The organism is Shewanella sp. SR43-8, assembly GCF_014163775.1.
In the GTDB taxonomy this organism is placed as follows: Bacteria; Pseudomonadota; Gammaproteobacteria; order Enterobacterales; family Shewanellaceae; genus Shewanella; species Shewanella vesiculosa.
In genome coordinates this window covers 119270-134024 of the sequence record NZ_JACJDX010000004.1, presented here as the reverse complement: position 1 = coordinate 134024, position 14755 = coordinate 119270, and the positions used below count along the sequence as shown (strand labels likewise).

Sequence of the window (14755 nt, the reverse complement as noted above, 5' to 3'; positions counted from 1 at the left end):
ATTACCGGGGATGTAAATAGCAAGATAACACTATCATTGATTAAGATCGGTATTGAGGACGCACGGCAACTAAATGCACTGTACTTGTGGTACGTTCTAAAAAACCACCTTCGCAGTAGCTCAGATAAAACTTCCACATACGAATAAAGTCATCACCATAATTTAAGGCTTTTATTTTGTCGTAAGCAGCATCAAAATTCTCATGCCAATGCTTTAAAGTACGTGCATAGTCTTTACCCATATCATCAATAGACCAGGTGACCATGTCGGTTTTCTTGGCGATGTGACGAGTCATTTCACTCACCGACGGTAAGCAACCGCCGGGGAATATATAGCGCTGTATAAAGTCGACACTCTTGCGATAGCTATTGTAACGTTGGTCGGCAATGGTAATCGCCTGGATAAGCATGCGCCCGTCTGGTTTAAGCATATGCTGCAGTTTTTCGAAAAAACCGCCTAAATATTCGTGGCCGACAGCTTCAATCATTTCAATCGATACGACTCGGTCATATTCACCCGTCAATAAACGATAATCTTGTTTCAATAAGGTAATACTATTTTCAAGCCCTTCTTGCTTCACTCGCGCTAGTGCATAATCGTACTGAGCATCGGAAATGGTCGTGGTCGTAACATGCACGCCATAATGTTTCGCCGCATAAATGGCCAAAGCGCCCCAACCGGTACCAACTTCAAGCAAGGTTTGGCCTGGACTTAAATCTAAACGCTCACAAATGGTGTGCAACTTGTGTAATTGCGCTTCATTTAGACTGCTATCATCTGCCGGATAAAGTGCACTTGAATACATCATTTCTGGGTCAAGAAACTCTTTATACATGTCATTACCTAAATCGTAATGCGCCAGAATATTTCGCTTAGAGCCGGTTTCAGAATTACGATTAAATACATGTTTAATACGATTGATACCATTGCTCAACCATGAAAAATAACGCTCTATATTGTCTAGCAAGGCTAAGTTTTTAGCAAAAATCTGCACCACTTTGGTCAAATCAGGGCTACACCAATGGCCTTGAATATAAGCTTCACCAGCGCCAATTGAACCGCCAAACACCACTTGACGATAAAAGTTAGCATGCTGAACCTGCATTGTGGCGTGCACATCGCTTTTAGGATCGCCAAATTCTGAAGTTTGATTACCATCAACAATCGTTAAATGACCTTCAGCAAGATGCGCTAATGCGCGAAGAAGAACTTTCCTTGCCAGGCTGTCAGATAAACTCGCTTGAGTCATGCTACTTTCTGTCACCATATTTTCCATGTCATTTCTCCAGTTCATACACTGTCTTATTCGATCGCTTTATTGGCGTAATGCAACTGTAATACGTGATAACCACTTATTTGGTTTACATTTTTCAATAATGATTAATTCAACTTAACGGTCTGCTTGCCAACAAATGGGATCCGTTTAATAAATAACTTCATAGCTTGCCAATAAATACCCAACATAATTTTGAGCGTCATCAATGGGTAACCCAACATAAATTGGCGTATCGAACTTGAGGTAATCAGTTGGCGTTTTAACACTAAACCAGCATCAAATAGCTTATCGTTATTGGCATTTCTATTTTCAATAGTCACTTTCAAATGTTTAGCTGGGGGCGTAATACGCCACAAGTAATGCATATCTAAGTTCATAAAAGGCGACACATGAAACACTTTGTCTGTTTGAGTAGTATTGGCAATATCCACCAGATAACAATGACGCTCATTCCAAGGAGTATTACTCACCTCAGCGAGCATATAGATTAGCTCATCTTGATGATAACAAAAGTAAAAATTGACCGGACTAAAATAAAAACCAAAATGGCGTATCTGCCCAGAAAATATCACTTTATCGCATATTTGTGTAGCACCTAAATGCTCAATGGTTGCCAACACGCGATGTTTCAATGCCACAGCATCAGAGCCTACACAAGCTTGGCTTAACGCAAGTTTCTCACCAAATTGCTGCTCAAGCGCATTGAGATAATCGCTAGGCTTAAATTTAAGTGGGGTAAACTTGTCTGTTGAAAACAACTTACTCACCGCCGTTAATGCTGGCAGTTCATCTAAATCAATTGCCATCATCGCAATGTTATAACCGAAACTGTGCACCTTAGGCGTATGACGGCGATGGTTAACCTTGCCACAATAAATGCCACTGTTTAATTGATCATGTTTCATTACCGATGTGGGTTGATTCATAAACTAATCCCAAAAAGATCGCATACTTCAACCGCACTCCGAACGCCGTCTTCATGAAATCCGTTGTGCCAGTATGCTCCCGCAAAGTAGGTATTGTGTTTACCATTGATAAGCGATCTTTTCGCTTGAGACTTCATGCTGGCATCATTAAATACAGGGTGAGCATAATTAAACTTACGCAAAATTTTACGTTCGTCAATTAACGCCGTTTGATTGAGAGTGACACAGAATGTTGGCGCACTGGCTGGTAAACACTGCAAAATATTCATGTTATAAGTCACACTGGCAGGACGCTGGGCAATATCTTGCTGATTTTTACCATCTAAACGATAATTCCAGCTTGCCCATGCCGCTTTGCGTTTAGGCAGCAGATTAATGTCGGTATGTAATACCACTTCATTATTCTGGTATTCCATTGCACCTAACACGTCAATCTCGTCTTGAGTAGCATCAGTTAACATCGCTAATGCCTGATCGCTATGGCAACTCAATACCACATCATCAAAACGCTGCCATTCCCCTTTAGCCACTTGAACATATACGCCATCATCGCTGCGCTTAATACCTGTAACGGGAGAATTAAGCTGAATGCGATCTTTGAAAGGTGCCGTTAAAGCAGGAATATAACTGCGCGAACCGCCTTCAAGTACATACCACTGCGGGCGATCATTAATATTTAATAATCCATGATGTTGGAAAAAACGAATGAAAAATCGCAGTGAAAAACCGCGCATATCATCAATACTGGCAGACCAAATAGCGGCGCCCATAGGTAAAATGTAATGCTCACAGAAAAAGGCAGAAAAACCTTGCTGGTCAAGATATTCACCTAGTGAAGCCGTAGGGTATTTATCTGCCTCATAAATCACTTTACAACCATTATTAAACCGAACTATCTCGCCTAAAAACTTGTAAAAACTTGGACGAAATAAATTACGGCGCTGGGCAAATAAACTCCACAAATTATGGCCATTATATTCAAGCCCCGTGAGTGCATTGTTAACACTAAAGCTCATTTCAGTGGGTATCGATTTAATCTTAAGTTGCGCCATTAATGTTTCAAAAAGCGGATAAGTACGATCGTTAAACACAATAAAGCCTGAGTCGATTGCGTATTGCTGGCCTGCAACTTCTACATCTATGGTAGCCGTATGACCACCAATATAATCATTAGCCTCAAACACAGTTACCGTGTGTTCCCGGCTGAGTAAGTGAGCACTCGTTAAGCCTGCAATTCCACTACCTATTACAGCAATATTTTTCATTTCGTTAATCCCTGACACTAAGACTTTATTGTTGATTGACTTGAGCAAGCTATTTAGGAGCCAATAAAGACACTAATAATTTTTCTGGCAATAAAGAGGCTAATTTAAGTAACCAAGTGAATTTGGTTGGAAAATGGATCTCACATTTTTGGCGTTGCATACCGTTATAAATGGCCACAGCGGCTTGCTGAGGCGAGATTTGCATTGGCATAGCAAAGTCATTTTTAGCGGTTAAGGGGGTTTTAACAAAACCTGGGCAAATCACACTCACCCCAATCCCATGTTTGGCAAGATCAACTCGTAAACTGCGACCTAAATAAGTAATGGCCGCTTTTGATGCGCCATAGGCTTCGGCACGCGGAAACGGCAGATAGGTGGCGCTTGAACTCATCAGCCCCAGCTGAGCGCCACGGCCTAAAAGCGGTAAAAAATGTTCTAGACAATAACCCATAGCAACCACATTGGTATTGATCACTCGCGCAAATAAAGCCGAGTCAAAATGCAATGCATCATCAATGTATTCGCAGCTTCCGGCATTCAATACCACTTGCTGTAACTGCCAACCATTATGCTGCAATAGTTGCTTAAGCTTAGCTGCGGCGGCTTGTACCTGCTCATTATCAGTAATATCAAATTCTAGCGGTGTGGCGCCGGTAATCGCCTCTAATGCTTGAGCATTTCGGCCACAAGCTATTACAGCAATACCTTTTTCAAGGTAATATTCAGCTAAAGCTAACCCAATACCTGAGCTGGCTCCAGTAATTAATACGGCCTTGGAACTCACGTTAACAGTTGCCATTACTTCGCCACCCTATTTTTAAGTAAGCCGATGAGACCTCCTAAAAAAGGCACTTGCTCATAGAGCATTTGTCCTAGGTCAAAGTAGTCTCTATGAGAAAATATCTTATCGGAAAATTTAAGTTGCGACATGCCTTCAACATTTATTAGCTGGCCTTTACTTAATTTAGGATGTGTATAACTCATGGTCCAATACAAAGCGGCTTGCTGATTATCAGCACTGATGACCACTTCTTTGATATCAAATTCAATGTGGGTGACGTTTTGATACATGTTGGCAAAATAATGCGTTAATGCTTCCATGCCCTGGACATGATGCATCGGATCTCTAAAGCAAATATCATCGCGATAGACTTGACTGAGTAGAAACAAATTATCTTTATTGAGCTGTTGATACATATTAATAAAGGCATCAACAATAGCCGGATGACCACTCACAGACGCAGAATTGTCCGTATTTAATGGTACTGATTGAGTATCAACTATCGATTGTGCACCTTGCATTAACAGACTCCTACCACGCGACCCTAAAAACTCACGGAACATAAATATAACAATGCCTTATATGACAATCAGATAAAAGCATTTAATGACCGTGAAACAAATAAAAACTTATGTGGGTTGATACGACATACTCGCAAAAGTAGATCAACATGTTAAATGAGCCACACAGCAAAACGCCTAAGCAGAGCTTAGGCGTTAATAAAGTCAGTAATAGTGTGTTTTATTCAGAAACTGAGTAACCTGTTTTGGCCACTGGATGCCAGTATTTATCAACTTCCTGTTGAATAAATGCATGTTTCGCCTTCATCGCGTCGGCTTCAACAAAGCCAATAGCGGCGTGGGCTTTTTCTTTGGTACTATAATCTGGGTACTCAACTTCAGTAACTGACATTTGACTTAATATGCGGGCCAATGCTTTACGGGCATAAGTAACCTGTTCAGTCGATTTATCCAGTAGTTCAATCCCTTCTTTAGGGTTATGAGCGTACATACCATGCGATGCAGTGGCAAAATCCCAACGCCATTGTGAATGACGAATAGCCATAATAGCATCATTCATTTGCGCCCATGTAGCCCCCGCATCCCACGCAGCTTTGGCTTCGTAATGCGCCTTAATCAGCAATGACTCTACATGTCGTGCTTTAGCATCAATAGTAGCTTTGGTTTTATCAAGCTTTTTGGTGATGGCCGCTTTACTGCTATGACAATTTGCACAACTACGATCAAAATTGTCTAATGCACCACCAACCTTATGGTCAGTAAATGTAGCGCCTTTTTCATCGGTCGCAGGCGGCATATGACAGGTTATACAGGTCACGCCTTGCTTAGCGTGAGCCGAACGACTCCAATGTTCAAACTCTGGATGACGCGCTTTTAATATTGGGGTTTTAGAAATGGGGTGGATCCATTCGTAAAAGCGACGTGTATCGTAATACTTTTCAATTTCATCGGCAGTGCTGCCAAAAATCCATGGAATATTAACCTTGTTATTATTTTCAGGCTGGAAATAATAACTCACATGACATTGACCACAAACCTGTGCCCCTTGCATTGTGTGGTTTTGCTTATCAAAAGGCAGTTTAATTTTTGCCATCGCATCTTGTGCATGAGGTCGAGGTAATGCGAGTTTAGCACTGCCATCAAGATGACAATCACTGCAGTAAACAACGGATTTGATTTCACGGCCTAAATCGACAAAATTGGCACCTGAAAAACCTTGAATACCCATTTCTTTAATCAATCTAGGGGCATCGGGTGTTTTACAGGTCCAGCAACTGGCAGATAAACCTTTGTCACCTTCAGCTATTGCAACACCAGTACGCAAGGTATGTGTCACGTCAGCTACAGCAAACTGATGCCCGCGAGGGCTATGATATTCTTTGGCAAATGATGAACCAGCCCATAAAATGATATTGGCAGGATATTGCGCCAGTATATCGTCTCGCTCAACTTGGTCTTCTGTTGCTTGCCAAGAGTCATATTGCTGTGGAAACTTTAGTTGATTAGGATCCACCTCAGCACCTTTGAGCGACCAAGAGGTTAGACTCAACAGAGCTATTGCCCCAAGAATAACACTTAAGCCTATCTTGCTTCGCATCGGCTGCGTAGCCTTCATTATCACCTCGATAAGTAGATCCATCATATTGCTAACCTTTGTTTATTCATCACGTTAATTAATCTTTGAGAACTAAGCATAAAGTACTGCTTATCTATAAATGGGTTCACTGGTTATGACACCGTCTGTTTAACTACCTAGCCGGGTTATTACTTAAATAACTTGATATAAAAGATACAGTGGCCAGATTATCCCGGACGACCATCAAGACGCGGTCGCATTAATATCGGCGCGTAAAACCACACAAATAATCCAAAGCCCATAAACCAACAAGCCCCTGCTGCCCATAACCAAATTTGCGTGTATTCAGGCATCAACAAAGGCATAACGGCACGTAACAGTGCAGCAAGCGGCACACATAAAAATGCCCAGGTCATGTTAGGTCCTTGGTAAATATTACGACTAGTATGCCCAAGTGAAACTCTTGAAATCATTGATAAACATAATGAAGCGATCCCGCCAATGGCAAACAGATGCAGCAAGGTACGATAGGCATATTCGTTATCAATATTTACAGCCATTAATAACAGTGTGATAGGCAACGAAAAATACGATATATGTAACGACCATAACATCGGCTCTTTTAGAGTTTTATGTGCTTGCCATCGGGCAAAACGGAGTAAATGTAATATGCCTGCAACAACAAGCAGCAGTTGCTCTGCCCCCTTAGGAAGCCAATGAGTGATGGCTTGAATAAACAGTAAACCCATTGCCAATATTAACGTGTTCTCGAGTGCGATAATGGGATCGGGTTTGGGTTGTTTAATTCTCATTGCGGTAAAAAATGGGATCACGCGGCCACCGACTATAGTGATCACCATGGCGAACCACCAAATCATCCCTTGCCATAATTGAGTTGATAACGAGAAGTTACGTTCAGACAGAGCATAGTAACTGACTAAGTTGACCACCAAGGCCACCAGCAATAGCAGCGGAAACCCAATATTTCGCCATTGCTTAACGGGATAAATACAACGCCACAATGCATAAGCGCTCAAGCCTAAAAATAAGCTGTCGAATATTGCCGGTAAAAATAAAGGAATATTCATTGGCAACAGCAACATCAAGCGAGCAATAAACCAACACCCAAAGGTGATCATTAATGCACGCCCTTTAATGGTCGGTTGGTTAGTCCACGCTTGAACGGCTGTGAGTAAAAAACCACATACTATCGCCATGGCAAAGCCGAATAACATTTCGTGCGGATGCCACCATAACGGCACCACGTTAGCCCAAAATTCACTGTTAAATAGGCTAAATTGTGGCGTAAACCAACCCATTAACCACAATGGAATATATAAGGCCGCAATACTCGCCCCACCCAAAAAAAATGGTCTAAAGCCTAAACGCCATATAGCAGGAGTGTTATCAGTTTCCGCAGGATCATCAATATTTAACATAAACAGTTCACTCACTTAGTGGCATAACAGCAATAAGATTTAAACATGCATAAATTTTAAATCTTTAATAAGTCATTCTATGCCGTTAATTGAACCGCTTCAATCAATACTGAGCAATCGACCGTTTAGCCAAGCCCATAGTGTGATCTAAGCCCAAAAAAAGGCCGCTATTATCATAAGAGATAATAGCGGCCTTAAACTGTATTCACCGATTTGCGAACTTAAGCAGTCAAGTTAATCAACTCAATAGCTCGTCAGTAGTGACAATAAATAGGATTAACCACGCTTTAACGCACTTAACACTTCTATTGCCCGGAGGCGGGCCATCTTGTGTTCCACAATAGGTTTTGGATAACTGTCGCCTTGTGGTGAGGCAAATAAGTCATTAACGTTAACCGTTTTAGGTTCATGGATATCTTTTAACGACCAGCGGGCAACCTCTGGAACGTAACGTTTAATAAAACTGCCATCAGGGTCAAACTTACTACTTTGGGTCATAGGGTTAAATACCCTAAAATAAGGCTGCGCATCGCATCCGGTGCCAGCAGACCATTGCCAACCACCATTATTGGCAGCTAAGTCTCCATCAATCAATTGCTGTCTAAAGTAACGTTCACCCCAGCGCCAATCGACCAATAAGTGCTTGGTTAAAAAACTAGCGACCACCATACGTAAGCGGTTATGCATCCAACCCGTTTGATTTAATTGGCGCATGGCAGCATCAATAATCGGATAACCCGTCTGCCCATCGCACCAGGCGGTATACTCCTCAGCATTATTTCGCCAAACAATCCCTTTACCCAGCTCATTAAAATTTTGCGCCATTGATAAATGCGGGAATGCCACGAGCAGATGTCGATAAAATTCACGCCAAATAAGCTCATTTAACCAGGTTTTCGCCGCGCAAGTATCATCAACTAATGCTTCTGGGTATCGCGCTAATATTGCCGCAACACATTGACGAGAACTCACCACTCCGATAGCTAAAAAGGGTGATAAGCGACTCGTGCCTTCAAGGGCGGGGAAATCTCGTTCTGCTTGATAATCTGCAACCTGACTTGCTAAAAATTGTTCAAGTATTCGCTTTGCTGCACCTTCGCCAGCAGCCCATTGTTCGCTGTTACGCGAAGGGCAAGTAAACTCAATAGCGGCAGGTGATGGCAAGGCTGCCGCAACTGGAGCTGGCACTGCGAGGGGAACTATCGCTTTTTGACTGGCAATGCTTTTCCATTTTTTCGAAAATGGGGTAAACACCTTATACATATCACCAGACAAATTTTGTACTTGCCCACTTGCCACCACACAGTCTTGATCAATTAACGTCAGGGGTAACCCTTGCTCAATTAAGCCACTGTCGCGGCGGCGTTCGTTAATTTCCGGCTCGCTACCTGCAAACACGGCATCAATATTATGCTGCTGCAGGTAATCATTTAACGCGGCATGAGTATCACTAAACCACTCAAGATGCAGTACGTCCAAGGGTATGCCTAACGCAGCAAGTGACTGGGCTAATAAATTGACGTGCCGCTGAATAAAGTTAATTTGTATTGGCGCGACATCATGCTGCGCCCATTGCGACGGAGTCACAATATACACAGCCCTAACCTTACTTTGATGTTGCTTGGCAAATTGACAAGCCGCGGCTAATGCTGGGTTATCGGCAACACGTAAGTCTTGCCTGAACCACATCAAGCTATTCATAGAAGTCATTAACACTCGACCTAATAGGCGTAACGAAGCTTTAACGCTTCAGGGTGCGGATTTAAATACACTTGCTCTTCAATATAGGGTGTCGGAAACTCACGCACATAATGATTGATCAAGGTAATAGGAACCAGTAAAGGTAATAGTCCTTGACGATATTTTAAAATCGATTCGCTTAATTCTTCTTTCTGGGCTGCCGTCAGTTTCTTCTTAAAATAGCCCTGAATATGCTGCAAAGTACTGGTGTGATTTTTACGGGTGGCAATAATTTTAAGCGCGGTCATAAAGCCCTCAAAGTATACCTGCGCCGACTGCTCAACATCTTGAATATCAGCCAGAATAGGGCCTAGCTCGCGATACCATTGGGGGCTATGTGCCATAAGTAAGTACTTATAACGCGAATGAAACTGCATTAACTTGTGCTTAGTTAACCCCGACTGAGTCATTTTACGCCAATCGTTATAGGCAAACACTCGAGTAAAGAAGTTCTCTCTTAATGGCAAATCATGTAAACGGCCTTCTTCCTCTACTGGTAGTAGTGGATAACGCTCCATTAATTTCTTGGCAAACACGCCGACACCAGTCTTGGTTCCATTATTGGTGCCAATTTTGTACTCGGTTACCCTTTCCATACCGCACGTTGGCGATTTAGCACATAAAATATAACCACCAAGGTAGTCTAACTCTTCTACTTTAGCTTGGGAGTATTCATTCAATTTATCGGTCACGTCTAACGAGCCATCGGCACTGCGGATATGGACAATATCGCCATCTCGCACTTGGCGAATACTTTTACGTGGTGCACCCATGCCAATAGCCATTTCAGGACACACTGTGGTGTATTCAAAAAACGGTTCAATTTCTTGTCTGCAGTAATAGGAGTTTTTGTGGCCGCCGTCAAAACGAACTTGGTTACCCAGCAAACAGCTGCTGATCCCAATCTGGATTTTTTCTGGCACAAATATATCGATATCTGGCATGTTATGCACTCCTGTGGCAAAAGTAATATTCCCAAGGTGGGATTAAAAAAGATAGCATAGTTAACGCATATGTAATTAGACCAAATATACGAATAAAACAAAATTAAGTTCATTGTTTATAGGGATATTTGTGGTTTTGTGCAACATAAGATTAGGGCGGTTAAAGTTTGTTCGCAGCAAACGGTTTTCAATCGCAGTATAAGATGCGCCACTTAGTCATGCTAAACAAAACCTGATAACAAACTCATTGTATCAAGATAACCAAGACCCTTTAGCAGCCCATTTGGATAGCATCCGAAGCCACCTTCTAGTGCGTTATTGGCTTATTATCGAACAACCATTTGCGGCAAAACATAATCAAACATAACACCAACATAAGCTTACTTAAAAATAGCGATAAAAAAACAGAACCTAAGTTCTGCTTTTTATTCATATGCAACTTAAGGCGTTAACTCAACGCCACTGATTGAAATGTTAAATGAGTTTTACGCTCGATTACCCACGCGCTCTAGGCCCCAAACCAAACCAATGCCAATCAGCAGACACACTATAGCGACGATCATTTGTGATGACTCACCGGTAATGTGCTCAAACTGAAACGGAGATAAATTTTGCTCAACCAATGGCACTAACTCGCCTTTAGAGTTTTCACGCCAGCTAATCACTTGTTTCCATGGCCAGATTTTACCGAGCGTGCCTAACATCAACCCAGTTAAAAAGAGTAAAGTCGCATCGTGGAATTTACGTAATAATGCCGATAACACATGGCTAAAGCTCAATAGTCCCGCAACAGCACCTAAAGCAAAACAGGCTAAATAAACAATATCAAACCCTTTTGCAGCAGCTAACACCGCAGGATACATCCCTAAGAGCAGTAAAATAAAACTGCCCGAAATGCCTGGTAATATCATGGCGCAAATAGCAATGGCACCACAGAAAAAGAAGTTAAGGTAACTCACCTGCATTTCAATAGGGTGCAACACTGTGATTGCCCACGCAAATGCGACACCGACAATAAACATAACAACCCGAACAACAGTGAATTTATCCACTTGCTTGAGCATGTGAGCCACAGAAAACAAAATTAAGCCAAAAAAGAACGACCACACAGGAATAGGATGCGTCGCTAATAGCCAAGAAATTAATTTAGCTAAGGTAAAAACACTGGTTAAAATACCGCCAAATACACACAATAAAAAAGGACCGTTAATGTGTAAAAAAGCACCTTTAATCCCTTTTTGTTTAATCACCCCCACTAACGACAAATTAATTTTGCGAATACCATCCAACAGCGGGTCTAAAATACCGGTAATAAATGCAATTGTGCCGCCAGACACGCCAGGGACAACATCTGCCGCCCCCATAGCCATACCTTTAAAATAATTTAATATCAGTGAGTCAGTTTTCAAAATTCATCCTTAAAGTGTCTAATCAAGTAAATTATACCTGTGGCCAGTGTAATGATCGATGGAAAATATTGATCATGACTTCACCGCAGGTTACAACAATGCTAACCTCATCCGACCAGATAACTTACTTACACAATAACCAGAGTCTTTCCAATGGCCCAAACTAAATCTAATAAAGTCATGTCGCTATATCAAAAAGTAACCGCGTACCCTTTTGGTAAGCATATATTCTCTAAAATGGTAGCGCGTATGGCGCCCTATTTTGGCACAGTACATCCTTACATAAGCGATTTACGTGTAAACCGTTGTGAATGTTTAATCAAAAAGCGTAAAAAAGTCCAAAATCATATTGGCACTGTGCATGTTATTGCTATTTGTAATGGTTTAGAAATGGCTATGGGCACTATGGCTGAAGCATCGATTCCGGCGCATTTGCGCTGGATACCAAAAGGAATGTCGGTCGATTACACTGCAAAAGCGGCGAGTGATATTCTATGTGTTGCAGAGGTAAAACCAGAGCAGTGGCAAGTGGGCGATATGTTAGTCGATGTTAAAGCCTATGATACCAATGGTGTGGTGGTCGTCCAAGGGCACATTAAACTGTGGATTTCACAGAAACCTCAAAAATAATTAACTAAAGGTTGTCTATATCCATAGTTTTTATTGAGTTTTTTATTCAACTGATTGAAAGGCATAATGTTAATAATGCTGTGCGCAAGCCAATATAAATCATCATAATGGCTATGCTCTATGATGACTGTAAAGCTCACAGTTAAGGTATTTCAGACGAGATTAGTCAGTTTGAATGGCAGAACTTAGTCAAGCATCTTGTTGATTAATAGAAAATTACATTTGCATCATCTCAGAGATCGTTCGAGTCTGAGTTTTAAAAGGCGTCATATAACATGACGCCTTTTTCATTGGTTATACGCTAAGAGTGTGACTTGTCGAATTCCTTTTTAGCCTCATCTTTAGCCATACCATATTTCTCTTGCATCTTACCTTGGAATTTCTCAAGTTTTCCATCGATTTCCTGTAAATCATCGTCGGTTAATTTACCCCAACGTGCTTTTAGTGAACCAGATGCCTGCTTCCATTTACCTTTAATAATGTCGTTATTCATAATTAAATACTCCTCCAGGTGAGAAAAATTCTGGGTCGCCGCAGTAGACATATCCATCTTAAATAATTACATCTTGGACAAAACCCACAGCCGATGATGTGTATTGATGATGTGGTTCGGTATTAAATACACATCAGCGACAGCTATAATTTTGATATATCCCTAATCCGTAGTCCGGCTTTAGAGATTACAACCAAGCATTCAAATACCCCGCCGCAGGGCATTTAAACAATGAACCAGTACTAGTTTTTCTGTAACTGTTGCAGAGTTTTCATTTCGTCGTGCATCGATTGCGCATCCGCTCGAATATTGGTCAGTATAAGCAATGCCTGGCCCTGTTGATTTTTATCGATTGCATCATCTAGCACTTCAAGTACCTTATCTTCAACTTCTTCAAGTTGCTTAATATAGGTGTAGTCTTCATCACTTGAGAACACTGCCACAAATTTGGTGTATATTTTGCGCGACTCTACCGCAAAAGAACTCCCATCTTCAATATCACCTTGCTCAGCAATGGCGAGTGGTTGTAATGCTTGAATCGCTGTGGCTTTTTTCGTGGCCATTTTGGTGAAAGTACTTTTGAGCGCTGGGTTACTGACCTTCTCAATTGCGTCTTGGTAAAACTCGACACCAGCTCTCATAACTTGGATGACATCTGTTACATTCTCTACACTTGTTTTTTGATTTAACATATTCACTCCTGTTTTGACTGTACTACTAACCATTGTTAGCTTACTTTCTTAGATGCAATAAACACCCCAACAATAAAATAAACTTATCAATTTGATTTTATTGAAAAATAAAATTAACCTTGATCTGCTTAATCTATAAAAGATGAATAATTTACAAAGAATATGAAGTTTTTACACACACGGTTGTGGTTTAATTTACTCCCCAATAGAGAACATAAACTTGTCTGATATCTACATGATTGACTCAAGTCATTTAACCAAGCCTTGTGGAGTATTAATGTTTATACCGGAGTGAATAAAAGATTAAATAGCGAATTAAGTCGTCAATGTTTATGCGGTTTGTGGCAGCGCAAAAAGCTCACCTATTTAACTCACTTCAACTCGAGTTAAGTGGTGGGATATGTAAGGAAAAAGACAATATTAGTGGGTACACTTATTTACCGCTGGTTTCTTAAACACTAGCGTACAAACAAAAACATATAATCCAGAAGTAGATGCATAAGGGTTCTACGTTGTTGCTAACTATGGTTATTTACGAGTAGACGGCGACGAAGAATGTGATGACGACAAAGATGCATATCAAGTATTTGCAGGTTATGGATTTAATCAATACATTGCAGTTGAAGATGGTTACATTGACTTTGGTAACTAGGGCAACGATTTAGCCAATACAGATACTAATGGCTATTCCCTAAATTTAAAATTAGGTTTGCCAGTGTCAGACAACATCAGTCTTTGTGTCCATGGTGGTCAATTGTGCCACAAGACTGATTATTCGGTTCTTGGCGCTCGCGACAGCACTGATGATGAAGGTTTATTTGCTAGTGTTGGTGGTAGTTATCATATCAACGAAAGCTGGACCGCTGAGGTCGACTACACACTATATGACAGTGACTTAAACCTTGATAGTGCAACCGATGACATTGATGATGCTAATTTCTCAACCGATTTAAAATAGGCCTCGTTCGGGCTTAAATATAAATTTTAATCGTAGTGATTCGGGATAAATAGCACCCATGTTTTTATCCAAAGGTAATTATCAATGGCTTCAACACTAAAATGT

The 14755-nt window shown here is 41.2% G+C and carries 13 protein-coding genes and 1 pseudogene; 2 read left to right on the top strand and 12 right to left on the bottom strand.

The window, feature by feature from the left end; genetic code table 11:
- Window positions 1-40 precede the first annotated feature (40 nt).
- The 10 genes from H5114_RS06455 to H5114_RS06410 all read right to left on the bottom strand — a co-directional run bounded on the left by H5114_RS06455 (window position 41) and on the right by H5114_RS06410 (window position 11838).
- On the bottom strand, window positions 41-1276 hold the full coding sequence (locus H5114_RS06455) for a cyclopropane-fatty-acyl-phospholipid synthase family protein (RefSeq protein ID WP_182722564.1): 1236 nt from the start codon (window positions 1274-1276) through the stop codon (window positions 41-43).
- Window positions 1277-1380: 104 nt separating this feature from the next.
- On the bottom strand, window positions 1381-2202 hold the full coding sequence (locus H5114_RS06450) for a DUF1365 domain-containing protein (protein WP_182698970.1): 822 nt from the start codon (window positions 2200-2202) through the stop codon (window positions 1381-1383).
- Entirely contained in the window at window positions 2199-3467 is a 1269-nt protein-coding gene (locus H5114_RS06445; protein WP_182698971.1) for an NAD(P)/FAD-dependent oxidoreductase, read from the bottom strand. Before H5114_RS06445 ends, H5114_RS06450 begins: the two co-directional genes overlap by 4 nt.
- Window positions 3468-3516: 49 nt before the next feature.
- The gene (locus H5114_RS06440) at window positions 3517-4266 is read right to left on the bottom strand and encodes an SDR family NAD(P)-dependent oxidoreductase (RefSeq protein WP_182698972.1); all 750 of its coding nucleotides are present in this window, start codon (window positions 4264-4266) and stop codon (window positions 3517-3519) included.
- The gene (locus H5114_RS06435) at window positions 4266-4769 is read right to left on the bottom strand and encodes a nuclear transport factor 2 family protein (protein WP_220492468.1); all 504 of its coding nucleotides are present in this window, start codon (window positions 4767-4769) and stop codon (window positions 4266-4268) included. Before H5114_RS06435 ends, H5114_RS06440 begins: the two co-directional genes overlap by 1 nt.
- A 220-nt stretch (window positions 4770-4989) precedes the next feature.
- Window positions 4990-6411 carry an ammonia-forming cytochrome c nitrite reductase subunit c552 gene (locus H5114_RS06430; protein ID WP_182722490.1) on the bottom strand — a complete coding sequence of 474 codons (1422 nt, stop codon included), beginning with the start codon at window positions 6409-6411 and terminating at the stop codon, window positions 4990-4992.
- Window positions 6412-6572: 161 nt separating this feature from the next.
- The gene (locus tag H5114_RS06425; RefSeq protein WP_182722489.1) at window positions 6573-7784 is read right to left on the bottom strand and encodes an NnrS family protein; all 1212 of its coding nucleotides are present in this window, start codon (window positions 7782-7784) and stop codon (window positions 6573-6575) included.
- A gap of 276 nt (window positions 7785-8060) precedes the next feature.
- Window positions 8061-9494, bottom strand: coding sequence for a deoxyribodipyrimidine photo-lyase (phrB, locus tag H5114_RS06420; RefSeq protein ID WP_182722488.1), 1434 nt, complete (start codon window positions 9492-9494; stop codon window positions 8061-8063).
- Between the two features lie 11 nt (window positions 9495-9505).
- Window positions 9506-10468 carry a DUF523 and DUF1722 domain-containing protein gene (locus H5114_RS06415; RefSeq protein WP_220487700.1) on the bottom strand — a complete coding sequence of 321 codons (963 nt, stop codon included), beginning with the start codon at window positions 10466-10468 and terminating at the stop codon, window positions 9506-9508.
- A gap of 485 nt (window positions 10469-10953) precedes the next feature.
- On the bottom strand, window positions 10954-11838 hold the full coding sequence (locus H5114_RS06410) for a DUF368 domain-containing protein (RefSeq protein WP_182722562.1): 885 nt from the start codon (window positions 11836-11838) through the stop codon (window positions 10954-10956).
- Window positions 11839-12030: 192 nt separating this feature from the next.
- On the opposite strand from H5114_RS06410, the gene H5114_RS06405 reads away from it, so the two are divergent.
- Window positions 12031-12507 carry a hotdog fold domain-containing protein gene (locus tag H5114_RS06405; protein WP_182722487.1) on the top strand — a complete coding sequence of 159 codons (477 nt, stop codon included), beginning with the start codon at window positions 12031-12033 and terminating at the stop codon, window positions 12505-12507.
- A 301-nt stretch (window positions 12508-12808) separates the two neighbouring features.
- Here the strand turns inward: H5114_RS06405 and H5114_RS06400 are convergent, their stop codons facing one another.
- Together H5114_RS06400 and H5114_RS06395 are read right to left on the bottom strand one after the other, a co-directional pair.
- The gene (locus H5114_RS06400) at window positions 12809-13000 is read right to left on the bottom strand and encodes a CsbD family protein (protein WP_124017883.1); all 192 of its coding nucleotides are present in this window, start codon (window positions 12998-13000) and stop codon (window positions 12809-12811) included.
- Between the two features lie 242 nt (window positions 13001-13242).
- Window positions 13243-13692 carry a PA2169 family four-helix-bundle protein gene (locus tag H5114_RS06395; protein WP_124017882.1) on the bottom strand — a complete coding sequence of 150 codons (450 nt, stop codon included), beginning with the start codon at window positions 13690-13692 and terminating at the stop codon, window positions 13243-13245.
- A 553-nt stretch (window positions 13693-14245) separates the two neighbouring features.
- On the opposite strand from H5114_RS06395, the pseudogene H5114_RS20470 reads away from it, so the two are divergent.
- Window positions 14246-14650: pseudogene (locus H5114_RS20470) on the top strand (outer membrane beta-barrel protein); the annotation flags it as partial.
- Window positions 14651-14755 lie beyond the last annotated feature (105 nt).

Excerpts from the sequence above, each read along its gene's own strand:
- H5114_RS06455 (WP_182722564.1), bottom strand. The coding sequence starts at position 1,276 with ATGGAAAATATGGTGACAGAAAGTAGCATGACTCAAGCGAGTTTATCT.
- H5114_RS06450 (WP_182698970.1), bottom strand. The coding sequence starts at position 2,202 with ATGAATCAACCCACATCGGTAATGAAACATGATCAATTAAACAGTGGC.
- H5114_RS06445 (WP_182698971.1), bottom strand. The coding sequence starts at position 3,467 with ATGAAAAATATTGCTGTAATAGGTAGTGGAATTGCAGGCTTAACGAGT.
- H5114_RS06440 (WP_182698972.1), bottom strand. The coding sequence starts at position 4,266 with ATGGCAACTGTTAACGTGAGTTCCAAGGCCGTATTAATTACTGGAGCC.
- H5114_RS06435 (WP_220492468.1), bottom strand. The coding sequence starts at position 4,769 with ATGCAAGGTGCACAATCGATAGTTGATACTCAATCAGTACCATTAAAT.
- H5114_RS06430 (WP_182722490.1), bottom strand. The coding sequence starts at position 6,411 with ATGATGGATCTACTTATCGAGGTGATAATGAAGGCTACGCAGCCGATG.
- H5114_RS06425 (WP_182722489.1), bottom strand. The coding sequence starts at position 7,784 with ATGTTAAATATTGATGATCCTGCGGAAACTGATAACACTCCTGCTATA.
- phrB (WP_182722488.1), bottom strand. The coding sequence starts at position 9,494 with ATGACTTCTATGAATAGCTTGATGTGGTTCAGGCAAGACTTACGTGTT.
- H5114_RS06415 (WP_220487700.1), bottom strand. The coding sequence starts at position 10,468 with ATGCCAGATATCGATATATTTGTGCCAGAAAAAATCCAGATTGGGATC.
- H5114_RS06410 (WP_182722562.1), bottom strand. The coding sequence starts at position 11,838 with ATGGCTATGGGGGCGGCAGATGTTGTCCCTGGCGTGTCTGGCGGCACA.
- H5114_RS06405 (WP_182722487.1), top strand. The coding sequence starts at position 12,031 with ATGGCCCAAACTAAATCTAATAAAGTCATGTCGCTATATCAAAAAGTA.
- H5114_RS06400 (WP_124017883.1), bottom strand. The coding sequence starts at position 13,000 with ATGAATAACGACATTATTAAAGGTAAATGGAAGCAGGCATCTGGTTCA.
- H5114_RS06395 (WP_124017882.1), bottom strand. The coding sequence starts at position 13,692 with ATGTTAAATCAAAAAACAAGTGTAGAGAATGTAACAGATGTCATCCAA.